The organism is Bradyrhizobium cajani, assembly GCF_009759665.1.
Classification (GTDB): Bacteria; Pseudomonadota; Alphaproteobacteria; order Rhizobiales; family Xanthobacteraceae; genus Bradyrhizobium; species Bradyrhizobium cajani.
On sequence record NZ_WQNE01000026.1, the window covers coordinates 100,058 to 117,195 of the forward strand.

Here is a 17,138-nt window from a genome sequence, read left to right on the forward strand (position 1 = left end):
CGAATACGAGTCTTTTTCGAGGATTCCACCTAACGCCTGCTTAATTTGCTGTTTCGCGGAATGCCTAAATGATAGTCAGTGCGCGCGGTAAAAGCGGCAATCCACCGCTTTGTACGGCGCGGACGTTGCAAATCTCTGGGGATTCCGGGTCAATCGTTCCGCCGCCCGACCCGGGTTCCTCAAGCCAATCGCCATTCATGACTCCCCCCGCCACAGCCTTGCCTGTCGAAGCGCCCCAGGCGTTCCTGGGGGTGACGCGCTCGCTCACCGACAAGCTCTGGCGCGACCGGCTGGACCCGCGTGGAGCGGCCAAGGCGCTCGCCATCGTGCAGCGGCATCAATTGCCAGAGCTGCTGGCGCGGGTGCTGGCGGGCCGCGGCGTTGACATCGATGCTGTCACCGATTTCCTCGACCCGACCATCCGCAAGCTGCTGCCGGACCCGTTCACGGTCACCGAGATGGAAGCCGCCGCCAAGCGCATCGCGGATGCGGCTGCGAAGGGCGAGAGGGTCGCGATCTTCGGCGACTACGACGTCGACGGTGCCACCTCGGCGGCGTTGCTGGCCTGGCATCTGCGCCATTGCGGGCTCGATCCGCTGATCCACATTCCCGACCGAATCTTTGAGGGCTACGGCCCCAACGTCGAAGCCGTTCGCGGGCTGGCGGCGAAGGGCGCGACGTTGCTCGTCACCGTCGATTGCGGCACCACCAGCATCGAGCCGCTCGCCGAGGCCAAGCGCCTCGGCATGTCGGTCGTCGTGATCGACCATCATCAGGCTGGCACCGAGCTGCCGGAGGTCGACGCGCTGGTCAATCCGAACCGGCTCGACGATCTCTCGGGCCTTGGCCATCTCGCCGCCGTTGGCCTCGTGCTGGTGACGCTGGTCGCAGTCAATCGCGAACTGCGCCAGCGGGGGTTCTGGAGCAGCGAGATGCCCGAGCCCGATCTGCTCGGCATGCTGCATCACGTCGCGCTCGGCACCGTTGCCGATGTCGCCCCGCTGATCGGCCTGAACCGCGCCTTCGTCGCCAAAGGCCTGATCGCGATGCGGCGGCGCGACCATGTCGGCCACACCGCCCTGATGGACGTGGCGCGGCTCAATGGCCCGCCGGAGGCCTGGCATCTCGGCTTCATGCTGGGGCCGCGCGTCAATGCCGGCGGGCGCATCGGCCGCGCCGATCTCGGCGTGCGGCTTTTGCTCGAAGCCGACAGCGTCGAGGCGGCGCGGATCGCCGCCGAGCTCGACCGCCTCAACAGCGAGCGTCGAATCATCGAGCAGGCGGCCGAAGCGCAGGCCGAAGCCGAGGCGCTCGCCTCGATCGGGCTCGAGGACAAGCTCGGCGTGATCGTCACCGCATCCGAAGGCTGGCATCCCGGCGTGGTCGGCCTCGTCGCCTCTCGCCTGAAGGAGAAGTTCTCGCGCCCGGCCTTTGCGATTGCGCTGGAGCCCGGCGGCATCGGCACCGGCTCGGGCCGCTCGATCGCCGGCGTCGATCTCGGCAAGGCGGTGCGGCAGGCGGTCGCCGATGGGATTTTGCTGAAGGGCGGCGGCCACGCGATGGCCGCAGGCGTGACGCTGCGGAAAGAGAAGCTCGCCGAATTCCGCGCCTATCTCGAGAACGCGCTGGCGCAAGACGTCGCGGAGGCGCGCCACGTCAACGAGCTCTACATCGACGGCGCGGTCTCCGCGCGCGCGGTGACGCCGGAGCTAGCGACCACGCTCAATCGCGCGGGCCCGTTCGGCAGCGGCAATCCGGAGCCCGTGCTGGCGCTGCCGGCGCATCAGCTCGTCTATGCCGACGAGGTCGGGCAGGCGCATTTGCGGCTGCGCTTGAAGGCCGGCGATGGCGCGATCGTCAACGGCATCGCGTTCCGTTCGGTCGGCCAGAAGCTCGGCAACGCGCTGCTCGCCAATCGCGGCCAGCAATTGCATGTCGCGGGATCGTTGTCGGTCGATCGCTATCAGGGCGCCGAGCGCGTGCAGTTCCGCGTCATCGATGTTGCGCTACCGGACCAGGGCCCATCCGTGATTAGATAGCGCCTCAATCAACAAAAAATCTGAAACAACAAAAAAAAGGGAGTGAACATGGCAGGGCAGGTTGAGGGCAAGGTCGCGCTGGTGACGGGCGGCGCCTCCGGCATTGGCGAGGCCATCGTCGAGCTGTTCGCGCGCGAGGGCGCCACCGTCATTGCAACCGACATCGACGAGCTGAGAGGCCCCGAGCTCGCCAAGCGCATCACCAAGGCCGGCGGTCAGGCGATCTTCCTGGAGCAGGACGTCACCAGCGAGGAGCGCTGGATCAAGATCGTCGCCGAAATTGCGAAGCGCTACGGCCGGCTCGATATCCTCGTGTCCAACGCCGGCATCGGCATTGCCGTGCCCTCGATCGTCGACATGACGCTGGGCGACTGGCGCAAGCAGAATGCGATCAACCTCGACGGCGTGTTTCTTTCGGTGAAGCATTGCCTGCCGCTGATGCGCAAGACCGGCGGCGGCTCGATCGTCATGATGTCCTCGCTCGCGGGCCTGCGCGGCGCGCCGGGGCTGTCGGCCTATTCGGCGACCAAGGGCGGGGTGCGCTTGTTCGCCAAATCGATCGCGATGGAGTGCGCAGCGGCCGGCGACGGCATCCGCGTCAACTCCGTTCATCCCGGCATCATCGATACGCCGATCTGGGGCAAGATCCCGACAGGGGCAACTGGCGCCGGCCAGAACGCGCCGATCGATCCGGAGGAGCGCGCCAGGGTCGCCACCCCGCTCGGGCGTGCGGGTCAGGCCGCGGAGATCGCCTCCGGCGTGCTGTATCTGGCCTCCGATGCCTCGCGCTACGTGACCGGCAGCGAGCTCGTCATCGATGGCGGCATGAATGCCGGCGGCGTGCAGCGGCGGGCGTAGTCGACGCAGGGCAGGGTGGCGGGACGAGGGGCTGACGCGCTGGCGCAGCCCCTGTACAAGGCGAGAAGCTACCGACCGACAGCGGTGTCCTTCGCCATGGCGCACAGCCTTCACGCTTCCTCACCCGCGCCCCATCGCTCGAACCGGCCGGACCTCGCCACCGATGCGATCCGCACCGCGCGCGAGGATCTCGCCGCCTGCTTCCGCATGGCCGCGCGCAACGGGTTTGAGGAGGGCATCTGCAACCATTTCTCGGCCGTGGTGCCCGGTCATGACGATCTCTTTCTGGTCAACCCTTATGGCTACGCCTTCCGCGAGCTGACCGCGTCAAAGCTGCTGGTCTGCGACTTCCACGGCAACGTGCTCGACGGCGAGGGCGTGCCCGAGGCAACCGCGTTCTACATCCACGCCGAGATGCACAAGCGGCTGCCGCGCGCCAAGGTCGCCTTCCACACCCACATGCCCTATGCGACGGCGCTGTCGATGACCGAGGGCGATCCCCTGATCTGGGCCGGGCAGACCGCGTTGAAATTCTATGGCCGCACGGCTGTCGACCGGGACTACAACGGCCTCGCGCTCGACAACCGCGAAGGCGCGCGGATCGCGTCGGCGGTCGGCGATGCCGACATCGTCTTCATGAAGCATCACGGCGTGATGGTGCTGGCGCCGACGATCGCGGAAGCCTGGGACGATCTCTACTACCTCGAGCGCGCCGCCGAGGTGCAGGTGCTGGCGATGTCGACGGGACGGAAAGTGCTGCCGGTCGATCCCGCGATCGCAGCCGCAACCTACAAGCAGATGCGCGAGGGCGATTCCGAATCCGCGCGGCTGCACCTCGCCGCGATCCGCCGGCAACTCGATGCGGAAGAGCCGCAGTACAGGCATTGAACTCTCGTGGTCGTCATTCCGGGGCGCGCGAAAGCGCGAGCCCGGAATCCATTGTGCAGCAAGCCAAGTGGAGAGATGGATTCCGGGCTCGCGCCAAAGTGGCGCGCCCCGGAATGACGGCCTGGGAGGGCGGGCTCCTACGACCCCTGCCGCAGCTTCGCCAGCACCTTCAGCCCGCCATAGCCGTCCGCCGGCGTGATGCCCGCGCGCTGCTGAAAATCCTTGATCGCCTTCATGGTGTCGTTGCCGACGCGGCCATCGGTGCCGCCGGTGTCGAAACCGGCCTTGGTCAGACGCGTCTGCATCTCCTGCACCTCGGCGAGCGTTAGCGCGCGCTCGGATCCCGGGAAGGGCTGGATGAAGGGAGGCGCGCCGAGGCAGCGGTCGCCGAGATGGCAGATCGCCAGCGCATAGTTCATCGAGGGATTGTAGCTCTTCACCGAATAGAAATTCGGTCCCAGCAGGAATGTCGGCCCGCCCGCAACAGGCGTCCACATTTGCGCGGACGCATTGGGCTGCGGGAATGGCTGGCCATCGGCGCGACTGACGCCGGCCGCCTGCCACGCCGCATAGGTCCGGCTGCCGCCCATGTCGCCGGACGCGCGCACCTCGTAGCCCCAATGCTCGCCGCGATGCCACTTGCCGCGATTGACGAGATATTTTGCGGTCGAGCCCAGCGCGTCGTCGGGCCTGCCGAACGGCGACACCTTGCCGTCGCCGTCATAGTCGATGCCGACGTTGAGCCACACCTCCGGCATCCATTGCGAATGTCCCATCGCGCCGGCCCACGAGCCCTTCATCTCCTCGGGCGTGCTCCAGCCCTTGTCAACGATGCGCAGCGCGTTGATCAGCTCGGTCTCCCAATAGGCCTTGCGGCGCGGCTCGTTCCAGGCGAGCGCGGCGAGCGAGGGAAACACCGGCTTCATGTGGTTCTGCTGCACCAGCGGGTCGCCATAGGCGGACTCGACGCCCCACAGCGCCAGCAGCGTGCCGCGCTCGACGCCGAAGTCGCGCTCGACGCGCGCGAGTAGCGCCTCGTTGTTCTTCAGCGCGATCTTGCCGTTGATGATGCGCCAGTCGGAGACGCGGCGGTTGATGTATTGCCAGACCTGCTCGTGGAATTCGGGCTGATTGCGCATCTGCCTGAACACGCTCATATCCGGCTCGACCCGCCCCATTGCGCGCTGCCAGGTCGCGGCGGAAATGCCTTTCGCCATTGCGCGTGCGCGAAAACTCTCGCGCCATTCGTCGAAGCCTGGAGGCGCGGCCAGCGCGCGCATCGGGAGTGCGAGCAAGGCGGCTGCGCCGAGCGTCGACTGGAGCAGGGCGCGGCGCGTTTGGCGGGAGGAGGAATCAGCGTGGTTCATGGGCGCATTCTAGCCCGAAACATGGCCCCTGTGGGTCGGTTCTGGAACATCAGCCGTTCCGTCGGAACAAACTGTCGCACTGGTGCATTCCCCTCGCACGACGTCGTGCGATGCAAAAATACCTGTTTGCCAAATGCGGGGTGGAATGAAGATACACGCACATGCCGAAAGCCATGTCGTCGAGCTCGACGACGGATCGCGCTGGCAGATTTTTCCCGGCGATCTTGCGGCCACACTGAACTGGAAGCCCGAAACCGATCTGCATCTGGAGCGCAGCGGTGACCGGGTGAGTTCGCATGTGCTCGTCAATGCCACGGATCGAACCCGTGTACGGGTGATCGCGGCAGGCGAAGCTTGGCCCGATGGCGAGGTTAAGAATGCGTTGAAAGGCGGATAGGGCGTCTTCGGGTAAAGCCGCAGATCCCTAATTCTGAGCGTGGTGCTGGTAGCGAGCGCGGTCCGCTACTCCTCCTGCAAATCAGTCGCGATGCCGGCGAGCCAGCGCCGGATTGCGGTTTCCGCCCTGCTATCCAAGCCCCTCGCCAGACGCTTCTCCAGCGCGATCACCCGCTCCCGGCACGCCTTCAGCAGCGTCGCGCCGCGCGGCGTCAGCGTCCATTGCTGGATGCGGCCGTGGACCGGATGGGGCGTCATCACGATCGCGCCGTCGCGTTCGAGGTTGCGAATGATGACACCGACGGTCTGGGGGGTCAGGAAGGTGAGGCGGGCGACGTCTGCGCCGGACAGGCCCGGATAGGCGTTGAGCATGGTCAGCACCGCGAATTGCGGCGAGGTCACGCCAAGATCGGCGAGGGTGCGCTCCATCTTCAGCCGGACCGCGGCGTGGGCCTGGCGCAGGAGATAGCCGAGATAGCCTTGCTCGCCGCGCTTGCCTTCGCCGGGGGCGGGCACGCGCACGGCAACGTCGTCGGCCGGTGCGAGCGCCTTGCGCGCGGTTTTCGATCTTGTGATGTCAGTCGGCTTGCGCGACATATAAGAGCTCTTATAATATGTATGTGTTCTTATAATAAGCCCAGGTGAACCGCAATGTCACAGGCCCGCAGCGAATACGAGGATTTCAAGCGCCTTGCGCCCGACGTCTATGATCTGGTGCTGGCGCTCGGTCAGCTTGCCGCCAAGGCCGGCCTGGACAAGCAGCTCATCGAAATCGTCAAGCTGCGTGCCTCGCAGATCAACGGTTGCGCCTTCTGCTTGCAGCACCACGTCCTGCTGTCGGAACGGATCGGCGTTCCCGCCGACAAGCTCCATCTGGTCGCGGTCTGGCGCGAGGCGCCGATCTTTTCCGCGCGCGAGCGCGCGGCGCTGGCCTGGACCGAGGCGTTGACACTGCTACCCGGTGGCGTCAGCGAGGAGGTCTACGCGGAGGCAAAGCGCGAGTTCTCCGAATCCGAGCTGACCTACCTGACGTCGGCAGTTGCCTCGATCAACGTCTGGAACCGGTTTGGCGCGGCGTATCGCTGGACGCCGGCCAAACGGCCGGTCGCGGCGAATGCCGCGGCATCCTGATTGCAGGAGGTCAGCATGACAGCAATGAGTTTGACCGCTGCGCAGCGCCCGATGCCGTCGCGTTCGATGGCGATCGCCGTCATCGGCGGGCTCGCCTGCGCGCTCGCGATCGGCAAAGTGCTGCCGGTGACGTTGGACACGGTCTCAGGCGCGCTGGCGCCGCTCTGCGCCACGGCTGCGGAGGGCTCGCCGCTCGACAAGGTCGAGCCGATCGGCTCCTACGCGCTGCCGAACGTCCCGGGCAAGCGCGTCACCATCGTGCGCGTGTTCTACGGTCCGGGCGGGTTTTCGCGGCCGCATCGTCACGCAGGCTCGGTCACCGCCTATATCACCAAGGGTGAAATCCGCTCCCAGCTTGGCGGTGGCCCGGTCGAGACGTTCGGTGTCGGCCAGTCCTTCTTCGAGCCACCGGGCTCGACGCATCTGGTCTCGGCCAACGCCAGCGCGACCGAGCCGGCCGAGTTGATCGCGGTGTTCGTGGCGGACGAGGGCGCGCAGCTCACGAAGTTCCTGGAGTAGCTGGCTCTCGTGATCCGCGACGCCCGCCGCGTTCAGGCCGGCCGCGATCGCCGCAATCGTTTCCATGCCGGCGAGAGACCGTATTCGACGGCTGGAATCGCAAGTGCGCCGACCACCAGTCCAAGTACGCCTGAGATGGCTGCCTCGACCGACCATTCGATGATGCCGGCAATCGATGGAAGGACGTGTGCAGCGGCCTCGGTTGCGGCGTGGACCGTGCGGCCGACCACGGGCGGGCCGTATTTTTCGATGCCGTGCAGGATGATGCCGCCGCCGACCCAGATCATGGCGGCGGTGCCGATGGTGCTCAGCACCGTAAGGAAGGTTGGCATACCGCGGACGAGCGCGCGTCCAACCAAGCGGATCGCGCCGCCGATGACTGAGGCGCCATCATAGCGCGCAAGGGCCACGCCGACATCGTCAGCCTTCACGATCAGGGCGACCACGCCATAGACCCCGGCCGTGATGCCGAAGCCGACCAGCGCCAGCACCAGCGCCTGCGTCCAGATGCTGCCCGCCGGGAGGGCCGCCAGCGTGATCGCCATGATCTCCGCCGACAGGATGAAATCTGTCTTGATGGCGCTCGCGACCTTCTCGTCCTCGACCGACTGGGCATTCAACGCAATCGGCTGGAGCTGAGCTTCGTGGTGGCGCGCATGATGCGGCATCACGGCTTCGAGCACCTTCTCGGCACCCTCGTAGCAGAGAAAGGCTCCGCCCAGCATGAGCAGCGGCGTGACCGCGGCGGGAAGGAAATAACCAAGCAGCAGGGCAATGGGCAGCAGAATCAGCAATTTGTTGCGCAGCGATCCGGCCGCAATCTTGCCGACGATCGGCAGTTCGCGTTTCGAGGCAAAACCGATGACGTAGTTCGGCGTGACGGCCGCGTCATCGATGACCACGCCAGCCGCCTTTGCGCCCGCTTTGGCAGCCTGGCTCGCCACATCGTCGAGCGAGGCGGCCGCCACCTTTGCAATCGCCGCGATATCGTCGAGAAGGCCGAGCAGTCCGACACTCATCAACCCTATCCCTTCTTCGTTCGAGCCGACGGTGTGGGCGACAACACGCGCTTGCACCGCCCGGCACTGGAACGAGCAAGCCGTCAATTCTCCTCGCCGCTTGCGCCTTCGCGCAGGTCCGGCTTGATCACGTCGTCCGGCAGCGCATGTGCCACGGGCTGCGGAGTGCCTGCGATTTCCGGGCCGACCTCGCGGCCGCGGGCGCGGATCAGGCGTTCGTAGGCCGAGACGAGCGTGATGTAGGGGCTGACCCAGATCCAGCCGTCGCGGGTGAACAGCTGGACGTCGAAATGCAGGTGCATCGAGGTGCCCGCGGGATGGTCGAGATAGTTCGAGACCACGCCGATCTTCTCGCCTTCGGTGACGATGCGGCCGCTGACGAGACCATCGGCATTCATCGTCTGCGGGTTCATGTGCATGTAACGGAAACGGATGTGCTCGGTGCGGCTGTTGACCTCGAGCGTGGCGGCCTGGTCCCTGGCGGAGCGGATCACGATCGCATCGCGGACCGCGACGACGGCGCGCTGCTTGGGATCGCAGGGGGCGCGGCCTTCGCCGGGCGGCGGGCAGTCGGCGGCGCGGATATCCTCGCCCTGATGGCCGTAGCCGCCCGCGCATTGCCAGACCTCGAAGCTGCGGGACTCGCAGAAATTGTCGCGCCAGGGGTAGGCGGTCGGACCGTCACTCCTGTCGCGCTTGCCGTAGGATTGCGAGCGCACGAACGCCGGCGCCTTTTCGAGCGGGAAGCGGATCTGCGCATAGGCCATCGCGTCGGGATGGCCGCCCTGCTTGCGGTAGCCGGTGTTCGGGATGATATCGCCACTCGGCCGATAGCTGAAATCTGCCGAGCGTCCGGCGGGACGGTCGAGGACGCTGGAGGCAACGTCCATCAGAGGCCGCATGCGCTGGCCGCCCGCGACCCGCAGCGCCTTCAGGAAGCGCTCGGCGACGGGATAGGCTTCCTTGCAGGCGAGCCGCCGCGGCTTTGCCACGCTGTCGAGGCACTGGATCGACACCACATAGGCGACGCCGAAACGTGTGAAGGCGTAGCGCACATAGCCTTCGCGGATGAACCTGCGCAGGTCCGGATAGGTTGCCGCGAGCGGTTTGACGGGCTCGCCCTTGCCGCCGGTGGGATCGGCGATGTCGTAGACCAGCGCCGAGCCCGTGATCTGCACCTCGACCGCCCTTGCGAACACGCGGCTCGGCATGCCGTCGCCGGCGCCGGGCTCGAACGAGAAGCTCGCGCTGTACCCGGCGGGGCCGGCGTCGAACAGGTCGACGGGATTGAAATCAGCCTGATAGCGCGACAGCGGCAGGCTTTGCGGCGCACCGCTACGCTGCGCCTCGAGGTAGGCGGCGGCGTCGAATGGCAGCAGAACAGGCACGGCGCTGCGCGCGATGCCGGTGAAGAACTGCGAGGAGACGCCGTTGAGCTGCACCAGCGCCGGAATCGCGCGCGGATCGTAGCGCGGCACCGAGCGGCGGGGCGCAAAGATGAAGTCGCCGGCGACCTGGGGGCGGCTGTTGATCTCGGTGCGGAGCTGGTCGAGCGCTGCGCGCCAATCGACGCGCAGAGCCGTGAGGGAGGGGCTGCGGAATTCGTCTGCCGCGAGCGAAGTGGTGGTGAGGAGCGAAAGCGACGCCAGGAGCAGCGAGACGAAGCGGAAACCTGTCCTAACCACTGCCTCGCCCCCCGGCGGCACCTGTCGCTCGATCCCTCGCTCAGTCCTTGGCTCGCTCGGAGTAAGAGCCGTCTTCGGTCATCACCACGACACGGGTGCCGACCGAGATGTGCGGCGGCACGGTGGTGCGCACGCCGTTGGAGAGCACCGCGGGCTTGTAGGAGGAGGAGGCGGTCTGGCCCTTGGTCACGGGTTCGGTCTCGACCACTTCAAGGGTCACGCGCTGCGGCAGCGCGATCGACACCGGATTGGTGTCGTGCATGGACAGCTTGACCGTCATGCTTTCCTGAAGGTAGGCGGCCGAGTCGCCGACGACGTCCTTGGAGACCTGGACCTGGTCGTAGGTCTCCGGGTTCATGAAGTGGAAGCCGTCGCCATCTTCATACAGGAAGGTGTAGTTGCGTTCTTCGATCGTGGCCTTTTCGACCTGGTCGGTGGTCTTGTAGCGCTCGGAGATCTTTACCCCGTCCGAGATTCGGCGCATTTCGATCTGGCTGACCGGCGTGCCCTTGCCGGGATGGATGTTCTCGGCGCTCACGACGACATAGAGCTTGCCGTCTTGCTCGATCACGTTGCCTTTGCGAATAGAACTGGCGATGACTCTCAAAGCTATATTTCCTGCTTGCTTGGCCCGGCACCGGCCAGGACGTGGTCAAATCGATGGGGGTCTTGGGGCCTCAAATCGGACCTCGGCGCCCGTTTCGGGCCGCAACATACGCATTTTGTCGTTGAATGCCAGCATTTTGCTGGTCTGCCGGGCGGTCGGTTAATGGCTGGGGACAAGCCCATCTCACCGTTCTGGTCGCCCGGCCGGCACCTTGACCGGCGGCCCTTCCTCCAGGCGCGGGGGGCCGTTACCGGGGCTCTACGGGGCTTTTTCGTCGAGCAAGGCTTCGTCGAGGTCGAAACCTCCGTCCTCCAGGTCTCCCCGGGCAACGAGACCCATCTGCACGCCCCCCGGACCGAGATCATGCGGCCCGACGGCAGCAGGGCGCCCCGCTATTTGCGGACATCGCCGGAATTTGCCTGCAAGAAGCTCCTGGCGGCCGGCGAGCCCCGGATTTTCGAGTTTGCCCGGGTGTTCCGGGACCGCGAGCGCGGCGATCTGCATCTACCGGAATTCACCATGCTGGAATGGTACCGGGCCGGTGCGCCCTATGACGCCATCATGGCCGATTGCGTCGTGGTGATCGCCCGTGCCGCGCAGGCGACCGGGATCGGCATGTTCTCCTTCCGCGGCCGGACCGCCGATCCCTTCGCAGAGCCGGAACTTCTGACTGTCGCGGGCGCCTTCGAGCGGTTCGCCGGCATCGACCTGTTGTCGACAATCTCGGGTGGGGAGGGTAACCGTGCCGCGCTTGCCCAGGCGGCCTCCGGCAAGGTCCGCATCGCCGCGGATGACACCTGGTCGGACATTTTCAGCAAGGTCCTGGTCGAGCATGTCGAGCCGCATCTGGGGCAGGGGCGTTTGACGATCCTGTTCGAATACCCATCTCCAGAGGCGGCGCTGGCGCGGGTGAAAGCGGGTGATCCGCGGGTCGCGGAGCGGTTCGAGGTTTACGCCTGCGGTGTCGAGCTTGCGAACGGCTTTGGTGAGCTGACAGACGCCGAGGAGCAGCGCCGCCGATTCACGGAATCGATGGCGGAGAAGCAGCGCCGCTATGGCGAGGCCTATCCGCTGGACGAGGACTTTCTGGCCGCGGTTGCCGAAATGCCGGAGGCAAGCGGCGTGGCGCTCGGCTTCGATCGTCTGGTGATGCTGGCGAGCGGCGCAACACGAATTGATCAGGTGGTGTGGACGCCGCCTGCGGGTGAGACATGACGAAGACCAACCTTGCACGCACCTTGCGCGAGCCGGCCGAGCTTGTCGCCGAAGGCCTCGCGCCTGCCGCGGCCCTGCCGGCGCTCGAGCGCGTCGCCGCGCGGTACGCGGTTGCGATCACGCCGGCGCTCGTTGAGTTGATCGATACAGCTGACCCAGATGATCCTATCGCGCGTCAATTTGTGCCGAGTGCAAACGAGTTGGAGATGCAGCCGGGCGAGAATGCCGATCCGATCGGCGATCACCCGCACTCGCCGGTTCCCGGGATCGTGCATCGCTATCCCGATCGCGTGCTGTTCAAGCTCGTCCACGTCTGCGCGGTCTATTGCCGCTTCTGCTTCCGCCGCGAGATGGTCGGCCCCGGCAAGGACAATGCGCTGTCGGACAGTGCCTATCGCGCGGCGATCGATTACATCCGTTCGCATGGCGAGATCTGGGAAGTGATCCTCACCGGCGGCGATCCCCTGATGCTGTCGCCGCGGCGGATGAGCGAGATCATGGCCGATCTCGCCGGCATCGATCACGTCAAGGTCATCCGCCTCCACACGCGCGTGCCGGTGGCCGAGCCCGCACGCATCAGCGACCAGATGGTCGCGGCCCTGAGGGTCGAGGGCGCGACCACCTGGGTCGCGGTACATGCCAACCATGCGCGGGAACTGACCGAGACGGCGCGCGCGGCCTGCGCGCGCCTCGTCGATGCCGGGATTCCCATGGTGAGCCAGTCCGTGCTTTTGCGCGGGGTCAATGACAACATCGCGGCTTTGTCGGATTTGATGCGAGCTTTCGTCGAATGCCGGATCAAGCCCTATTACCTGCATCACGGCGATCTCGCGCCGGGCACCGCGCATCTGCGCACGACGCTGGAGCAGGGGCAGGACTTGATGCGGCAGTTGCGCGGAAGGGTGTCCGGCCTGTGTCAGCCTGACTATGTCATCGATATTCCCGGCGGTGCCGGCAAGTCGCCGGTCGGGCCGAATTACGTGTTGGTGGCACAAAATACCGCACCCGACGCGCGTGATGCGGAATCGGAAACGCGCTATCGTATCGTGGACTATTGCGGCGACGTTCACCTCTATCCGCCCGAGACCTGAGCGGTGACCTGGAACATGCCGCCCCTTGAGGAATGGAGGAGCAGAATGAAGAAGATCATCGTGGCCGCTTCGCTCGCGGTCTTGCTCGGCGGCACGGCGCTCGCGCAGACCGGCGGCACCAAGGGATCGACATCAGGCGGTGCGAGCTCCGGATCGGTATTGCCGGCGCCGGTCGGTCATCGCCAACCGCGTGCCAGTGACGTGCCGAGCGAGAAGAATCTGAGCGACCCGAACAATCCCGTGAACAAGGAAGACGCGGCGCTCGACAAGAAGATCAAGAGCATCTGCCGCGGCTGCTGATTGCTTTCACCTCTCCCGAAGGGAGAGGTCGGATCGCATCGAAGATGCGATCCGGGTGAGGGGTTACAGTCTCACCGAACGCTGCAGCCCTCACCCGGATTGCTGCGCAATCCGACCTCTCCCCGTCGGGGAGAGGTAAGGAGCAAGCCGATCTCGTCGTGCCTCAAGCAGACCGCTCGTGCAGGCCCGCCCGCTGGGTGTTGCGGCGGATTTCGACTGCGTCCGCAAGCTGCTCGAGGACGCTTGCCGTGGTCGCCCAGTCGATGCAGCCGTCGGTGATGCTCTGGCCGTAGACGAGCGGCTTGGCCGGCACCACGTCCTGGCGGCCGGCGACCAGATTGCTCTCGATCATCACGCCCATGATGCGGTTCTCGCCGCCGGAAATCTGGCCGGCGATGTCGGCCATGACCAGCGGCTGGTTCTCCGGCTTCTTGCTCGAATTGGCGTGGCTCGCATCGACCATCACCTGCGGTGCAACGCCCGATTTCGCCAGCTCAGTGCAGGCCGCCGCGACGCTTTCCGCATCATAGTTCGGCTTGCTGCCGCCGCGCAGGATGATGTGGCAATCCTCGTTGCCCGCGGTCGAGGCGATCGCGGAGCGGCCGAGCTTGGTCACCGCCATGAAATGATGCGGATGCGAGGCCGATTTCACGGCATCCGCCGCGATGCGCACATTGCCGTCGGTGCCGTTCTTGAAGCCGACCGGACAGGACAATCCCGAAGCCAGCTCGCGATGGATCTGGCTCTCGGTCGTACGCGCGCCGATCGCGGCCCAGGACACGAGGTCGGCGATGTATTGCGGCGTCGTCATGTCGAGGAATTCGGTGCCGGCAGGCAGGCCCAGATTGTTGACCGCCGACAGCACATTGCGCGCGAGCCGCAGGCCCTTGTTGATGTCGAAGCTGCCGTCGAGATCGGGGTCGTTGATCAGGCCCTTCCAGCCGACGGTGGTGCGCGGCTTCTCGAAATAGACCCGCATCACGATCTCGAGCTGGTCGGCGAGGTCCTCGCGCAGCTTTGCGAGATGCTCGGCGTAGTCGAGCGCGGCCCTGGGGTCATGCACCGAGCACGGGCCGACCACGACCAGCAGGCGGTCGTCCTGGCCGGTGAGGATGGCGTGGATCGCGTTGCGCGCCGCCATCACCACACGCGTCGCGGTGAGCGTGCGCGGGACCTCCCGCATCACCTCTTCCGGCGTGCTCAGCTCTTTCAGTTCGCGGATACGAAGATCGTCGGTCGTGCTCAGCACGGCGGGCTCCTGTCTGTTTAGAACCTGCCGGCCAATAAAAAAGCCGCCAGGTCTGGCGGCTGTTCGGACGTTTGCTGCAATGTGTCAGATTGAGCGCGATCCTCCCGCCGCCAGCGAGCTGTCGTAGCTAAAGTACCAAAAATAGCTGGTGGCGACGGTGATCATGGCTGGCTCTATAGCGCAGACGTTTGGGGCTGTCACCCCCCAAAAGGCCTGCGAGGCGGCGATGCCGGTCAGGTGTTGCTCTTGCGCGCCGCCAGGGCCATGCCGATCAGGGTCGCGCCTCCGAACAGGAGGTTGATACCGACGAGGACGCCGATCGCCCAATCCGCCGAGCTTGGCAGTCCCGCGATCACCATGAAGGAGATCGCGATGTCGACAAGGCCCGAGATCAGGAGCCACGACCAGCGCCCGCTGAGCTCACGGCGATGCTCCAGCGCATACATGATGGTGGCGACGCCTTCGGCGAGAAAGTAGGCACCGAGCACAATGGTCAGCGTCAGCACAGCCTGCATCGGGCGGGCCAGCAGTATCCCGCCGGCGAGCACCGCCAGAGCGGCGGAGATCAGCGACCACCAGAAGCCTGGCGTGCTGCGCGCCCAGTAGGTCACGATCAATCCGCCGATGCCGCTGATCAGGAACATCCAGCCGAGAAAGATCGCGGTCGCAAGGCTCGCGAGCGGCGGCAGGATCAGCGCGGCAATTCCGAGAGCGGCGAGCAGGATGCCCTCGAACAGAAAAGCCTTCCAATGCGCTTTCACCGCCTGGCTCATCGCGGATTGCAACCGTGAAAGATCCTCGGGCGATGTCATGGTGGCCTCGATCTCGTGAGCAGCCGGTGCGTCTCAGTCTAGTACGTGCGCACCGCGCTTGCCATCCCGCGGCTCAGCCGCCGCCGGGCGCCGATGAAAAACCCTCCGCACTGGTGCGGATGCGGTTGCGGCCGAGAATGTAGATCGCCGTTGTGACAATCAGAAGCGCAAGGCCGAGCAGGATCGAGGTCAGGCCGATCGGGATCAGGGCCAGCGTCAGATTACGCTCGGGGTTGATCAGCCAGTGATGAATCGAGGTCAGCACGAAGGCGAGGCCGAGAAAGCCGACGCCGCCGCCGGCAAGCAGCAGCGCCCACATCCGGCGGAGCTGGCTGAGCCGCTCCCGGGCGATGTCGGTCCGTGGCGCATGGTGGCGCGCGACACGCCGTACCAGGCGGATGGCGAAGGCGATCGAGCTGAAGCCGATCAGGAGGCTCGTGGCGCCCAGCCACATCCGGAGCGTCGGATCGAGGTCGGGCATCCGCTGCAAGGTCAGCAGCGGAAAGTCGAAGGCCGAATGCAGTGCGAGCGGGCCAGCGAAGATCAAGAGGCGACTGGAGAGACGGGCCCAGTCGCGATGGTGGCGGTTCGCACCCAGCGCCGTGCCGGCGCGGGCGATCGTGAGGTAGGCGCCGGCGATGATGCCGAGCGCGCCGTGGAACGGCACGGTGAGCACGCTGCGCAGGGCGGCCAGCGAGCGCCACATCTCGGCATGCTGGACGAGATAGGCGAGGTTCTCATAAGCGGCGAAGCCGAGGCCGACGGCGGCGCCATAGACCACGGTGTCCATCGGATTGGCGAAGGTCCGCCGCTTGGTCGAGGAGACCAGCACGATGGCGATGACCTTCACGGCTTCCTCCGGCAGCGCGACGCCGAAAACGGAGTGCATGGCAAGCGCTGCCCAGGGATCGTCCGGGGCTGCGACCATCTTGGCAAAGGGGGCGCGGGCGAGGCCGAGCAGCGAGATGCTGGCGGCGCCGAGCAGGAACGCGGTCCAGACCTGGGCCGGCGGTCCCGGGCGTTCCTCGGCGGCAATGACAAGCCACAGCATCAGCAGCGCCGGAGCGATGGCGGCAGTTCCGATGACGGTGGGTAATGCTTCAATCAGGTACATCGGCGCCGAAAATAGGTTCCCTTGATCTGCTTATCTACGTCCACCGATGCGACCATGTGTCATGCGTAAGCTGTCGCGTCACTTAACAAGCAGGACAGCTTCAGTTCATCCGGGCCGATGGTATCGAATGCGAGCCCTATCAATGGCATGACGGGGCCCGCTCGTCACCAATGGCAGCGATTGCGCATTTGGGATCGGATTGCGATTGTCCAGCGAGATCAAGGAAATGCGCCGGGATCTTCGATTCACGATGCACGTGTGCAGCGGACGCGGCAGGTCTGCTCGGACGTCGCGGCGTGGCAGGCCGGCCTAGTCACGCTTCCTTGTGCGGCGGTGGGGCGATGCAGCGATCCGGCGGGCGCAGCTGCTCCAGCTCCCAGAAGGCGCGCACGAGGCACGAGCCCAGGCAGAACACGATCAGCAGCAACAGAGCGACTTGATCGAAGGCGGCGACATCTGTCATGGCGACTATAAAGCAACGGGCTGCCATGCGTTCCCGCAAGCGCGCGCATTCTGCGCAGCCACGCCTTATACGAAGCGCCCGCCAGGAATCCTTCAGTGCGCGGTGAACGGCGGCCGCGGGTCGGGTGCGATGTCGAAGGCGCCGAGATGGTATTCCTCGACGACGAACTCGTCCGGAGCGGAATGTTGCGCAAGGAGCGTGAAAGCGGCCTGCGGGTATTGCTTCCAGATATCGAGATCGCCGGCGGTGATGGTGAGCCAGCCGAATGTGTACATGTAGCGTCCGGGCTCGGTGACCCGGCCGACCTTGTCCCAAGTGACTTTATCAACCGTGATCTTGTCGACTGCCATTCGGTCCCCCGATCGCAAGTCTGCAAATGAAGTCC

19 protein-coding genes are annotated in these 17,138 nt (G+C 65.7%); 9 read left to right on the forward strand and 10 right to left on the reverse strand.

The window, feature by feature from the left end; translation table 11 throughout:
• Positions 1 to 197: 197 nt before the first annotated feature.
• From recJ to GPL20_RS26830, 3 genes are all read left to right on the forward strand, one after another.
• Positions 198 to 2,039: a single-stranded-DNA-specific exonuclease RecJ gene (gene recJ / locus GPL20_RS26820; protein WP_157333290.1), complete on the forward strand. Its 1,842-nt coding sequence runs from the start codon at positions 198 to 200 to the stop codon at positions 2,037 to 2,039.
• A gap of 48 nt (positions 2,040 to 2,087) precedes the next feature.
• Complete coding sequence (locus GPL20_RS26825) at positions 2,088 to 2,897, forward strand: SDR family NAD(P)-dependent oxidoreductase (protein ID WP_157333292.1); 810 nt, start codon at positions 2,088 to 2,090, stop codon at positions 2,895 to 2,897.
• A 96-nt stretch (positions 2,898 to 2,993) separates the two neighbouring features.
• Entirely contained in the window at positions 2,994 to 3,785 is a 792-nt protein-coding gene (locus tag GPL20_RS26830; RefSeq protein ID WP_167533229.1) for an aldolase, read from the forward strand.
• Between the two features lie 137 nt (positions 3,786 to 3,922).
• Here GPL20_RS26830 and GPL20_RS26835 read toward each other — a convergent pair whose 3' ends face one another.
• On the reverse strand, positions 3,923 to 5,152 hold the full coding sequence (locus GPL20_RS26835; protein ID WP_157333294.1) for a lytic murein transglycosylase: 1,230 nt from the start codon (positions 5,150 to 5,152) through the stop codon (positions 3,923 to 3,925).
• Between the two features lie 145 nt (positions 5,153 to 5,297).
• On the opposite strand from GPL20_RS26835, the gene GPL20_RS26840 reads away from it, so the two are divergent.
• A complete protein-coding gene (locus GPL20_RS26840) occupies positions 5,298 to 5,549 on the forward strand; it encodes a hypothetical protein (protein ID WP_157333296.1) in 252 nt (83 codons plus the stop codon).
• A 65-nt stretch (positions 5,550 to 5,614) separates the two neighbouring features.
• Here the strand turns inward: GPL20_RS26840 and GPL20_RS26845 are convergent, their stop codons facing one another.
• A complete protein-coding gene (locus tag GPL20_RS26845; protein WP_157333298.1) occupies positions 5,615 to 6,145 on the reverse strand; it encodes a MarR family winged helix-turn-helix transcriptional regulator in 531 nt (176 codons plus the stop codon).
• Positions 6,146 to 6,199: 54 nt separating this feature from the next.
• Here GPL20_RS26845 and GPL20_RS26850 point away from each other — a divergent pair, with 54 nt between their 5' ends.
• A complete protein-coding gene (locus GPL20_RS26850) occupies positions 6,200 to 6,679 on the forward strand; it encodes a carboxymuconolactone decarboxylase family protein (protein WP_157333300.1) in 480 nt (159 codons plus the stop codon).
• A 15-nt stretch (positions 6,680 to 6,694) separates the two neighbouring features.
• The gene (locus GPL20_RS26855; protein WP_157333302.1) at positions 6,695 to 7,198 is read left to right on the forward strand and encodes a cupin domain-containing protein; all 504 of its coding nucleotides are present in this window, start codon (positions 6,695 to 6,697) and stop codon (positions 7,196 to 7,198) included.
• Positions 7,199 to 7,230: 32 nt separating this feature from the next.
• On the opposite strand, the gene GPL20_RS26860 is transcribed toward GPL20_RS26855, so the two are convergent.
• The 3 genes from GPL20_RS26860 to efp all read right to left on the reverse strand — a co-directional run bounded on the left by GPL20_RS26860 (position 7,231) and on the right by efp (position 10,509).
• A complete protein-coding gene (locus GPL20_RS26860) occupies positions 7,231 to 8,217 on the reverse strand; it encodes a DUF808 domain-containing protein (RefSeq protein WP_157333304.1) in 987 nt (328 codons plus the stop codon).
• A gap of 83 nt (positions 8,218 to 8,300) precedes the next feature.
• Positions 8,301 to 9,923: a M23 family peptidase gene (locus tag GPL20_RS26865; RefSeq protein WP_254126398.1), complete on the reverse strand. Its 1,623-nt coding sequence runs from the start codon at positions 9,921 to 9,923 to the stop codon at positions 8,301 to 8,303.
• A 19-nt stretch (positions 9,924 to 9,942) separates the two neighbouring features.
• On the reverse strand, positions 9,943 to 10,509 hold the full coding sequence (gene efp, locus GPL20_RS26870; protein ID WP_157333306.1) for an elongation factor P: 567 nt from the start codon (positions 10,507 to 10,509) through the stop codon (positions 9,943 to 9,945).
• A 162-nt stretch (positions 10,510 to 10,671) separates the two neighbouring features.
• Here efp and epmA point away from each other — a divergent pair, with 162 nt between their 5' ends.
• From epmA to GPL20_RS26885, 3 genes are read left to right on the forward strand one after another with little or no spacing between them, the layout of a single operon-like run.
• Entirely contained in the window at positions 10,672 to 11,724 is a 1,053-nt protein-coding gene (gene epmA, locus GPL20_RS26875) for an EF-P lysine aminoacylase EpmA (protein ID WP_157333354.1), read from the forward strand.
• Positions 11,721 to 12,815 (forward strand): lysine-2,3-aminomutase-like protein, encoded by a 1,095-nt coding sequence (locus tag GPL20_RS26880; RefSeq protein WP_157333308.1) that lies wholly within the window; start codon positions 11,721 to 11,723, stop codon positions 12,813 to 12,815. Before epmA ends, GPL20_RS26880 begins: the two co-directional genes overlap by 4 nt.
• Before the next feature lie 45 nt (positions 12,816 to 12,860).
• Complete coding sequence (locus tag GPL20_RS26885) at positions 12,861 to 13,115, forward strand: hypothetical protein (protein WP_157333310.1); 255 nt, start codon at positions 12,861 to 12,863, stop codon at positions 13,113 to 13,115.
• A gap of 163 nt (positions 13,116 to 13,278) precedes the next feature.
• Here the strand turns inward: GPL20_RS26885 and GPL20_RS26890 are convergent, their stop codons facing one another.
• From GPL20_RS26890 to GPL20_RS26905, 5 genes are all read right to left on the reverse strand, one after another.
• On the reverse strand, positions 13,279 to 14,364 hold the full coding sequence (locus tag GPL20_RS26890; protein WP_309143248.1) for a 3-deoxy-7-phosphoheptulonate synthase: 1,086 nt from the start codon (positions 14,362 to 14,364) through the stop codon (positions 13,279 to 13,281).
• 233 nt (positions 14,365 to 14,597) lie between these two features.
• The gene (locus GPL20_RS26895; protein ID WP_157333312.1) at positions 14,598 to 15,176 is read right to left on the reverse strand and encodes an HdeD family acid-resistance protein; all 579 of its coding nucleotides are present in this window, start codon (positions 15,174 to 15,176) and stop codon (positions 14,598 to 14,600) included.
• Between the two features lie 73 nt (positions 15,177 to 15,249).
• Positions 15,250 to 16,290: a PrsW family glutamic-type intramembrane protease gene (locus tag GPL20_RS26900; RefSeq protein ID WP_157333314.1), complete on the reverse strand. Its 1,041-nt coding sequence runs from the start codon at positions 16,288 to 16,290 to the stop codon at positions 15,250 to 15,252.
• Between the two features lie 313 nt (positions 16,291 to 16,603).
• A complete protein-coding gene (locus tag GPL20_RS38995; RefSeq protein ID WP_167533230.1) occupies positions 16,604 to 16,753 on the reverse strand; it encodes a hypothetical protein in 150 nt (49 codons plus the stop codon).
• 92 nt (positions 16,754 to 16,845) lie between these two features.
• Positions 16,846 to 17,103: a hypothetical protein gene (locus GPL20_RS26905; RefSeq protein ID WP_157333316.1), complete on the reverse strand. Its 258-nt coding sequence runs from the start codon at positions 17,101 to 17,103 to the stop codon at positions 16,846 to 16,848.
• Positions 17,104 to 17,138 lie beyond the last annotated feature (35 nt).

What these genes read in the sequence shown, in the direction of transcription:
- GPL20_RS26895 (WP_157333312.1), bottom strand. Translation starts at nt 15,176, where the DNA reads ATGACATCGCCCGAGGATCTTTCACGGTTGCAATCCGCGATGAGCCAG.
- GPL20_RS38995 (WP_167533230.1), bottom strand. Translation starts at nt 16,753, where the DNA reads ATGACAGATGTCGCCGCCTTCGATCAAGTCGCTCTGTTGCTGCTGATC.
- epmA (WP_157333354.1), top strand. Translation starts at nt 10,672, where the DNA reads ATGGCTGGGGACAAGCCCATCTCACCGTTCTGGTCGCCCGGCCGGCAC.
- GPL20_RS26880 (WP_157333308.1), top strand. Translation starts at nt 11,721, where the DNA reads ATGACGAAGACCAACCTTGCACGCACCTTGCGCGAGCCGGCCGAGCTT.
- GPL20_RS26825 (WP_157333292.1), top strand. Translation starts at nt 2,088, where the DNA reads ATGGCAGGGCAGGTTGAGGGCAAGGTCGCGCTGGTGACGGGCGGCGCC.
- GPL20_RS26835 (WP_157333294.1), bottom strand. Translation starts at nt 5,152, where the DNA reads ATGAACCACGCTGATTCCTCCTCCCGCCAAACGCGCCGCGCCCTGCTC.
- GPL20_RS26860 (WP_157333304.1), bottom strand. Translation starts at nt 8,217, where the DNA reads ATGAGTGTCGGACTGCTCGGCCTTCTCGACGATATCGCGGCGATTGCA.
- GPL20_RS26845 (WP_157333298.1), bottom strand. Translation starts at nt 6,145, where the DNA reads ATGTCGCGCAAGCCGACTGACATCACAAGATCGAAAACCGCGCGCAAG.
- GPL20_RS26885 (WP_157333310.1), top strand. Translation starts at nt 12,861, where the DNA reads ATGAAGAAGATCATCGTGGCCGCTTCGCTCGCGGTCTTGCTCGGCGGC.
- GPL20_RS26855 (WP_157333302.1), top strand. Translation starts at nt 6,695, where the DNA reads ATGACAGCAATGAGTTTGACCGCTGCGCAGCGCCCGATGCCGTCGCGT.
- GPL20_RS26830 (WP_167533229.1), top strand. Translation starts at nt 2,994, where the DNA reads ATGGCGCACAGCCTTCACGCTTCCTCACCCGCGCCCCATCGCTCGAAC.
- GPL20_RS26850 (WP_157333300.1), top strand. Translation starts at nt 6,200, where the DNA reads ATGTCACAGGCCCGCAGCGAATACGAGGATTTCAAGCGCCTTGCGCCC.
- GPL20_RS26905 (WP_157333316.1), bottom strand. Translation starts at nt 17,103, where the DNA reads ATGGCAGTCGACAAGATCACGGTTGATAAAGTCACTTGGGACAAGGTC.
- GPL20_RS26900 (WP_157333314.1), bottom strand. Translation starts at nt 16,290, where the DNA reads ATGTACCTGATTGAAGCATTACCCACCGTCATCGGAACTGCCGCCATC.
- GPL20_RS26840 (WP_157333296.1), top strand. Translation starts at nt 5,298, where the DNA reads ATGAAGATACACGCACATGCCGAAAGCCATGTCGTCGAGCTCGACGAC.
- recJ (WP_157333290.1), top strand. Translation starts at nt 198, where the DNA reads ATGACTCCCCCCGCCACAGCCTTGCCTGTCGAAGCGCCCCAGGCGTTC.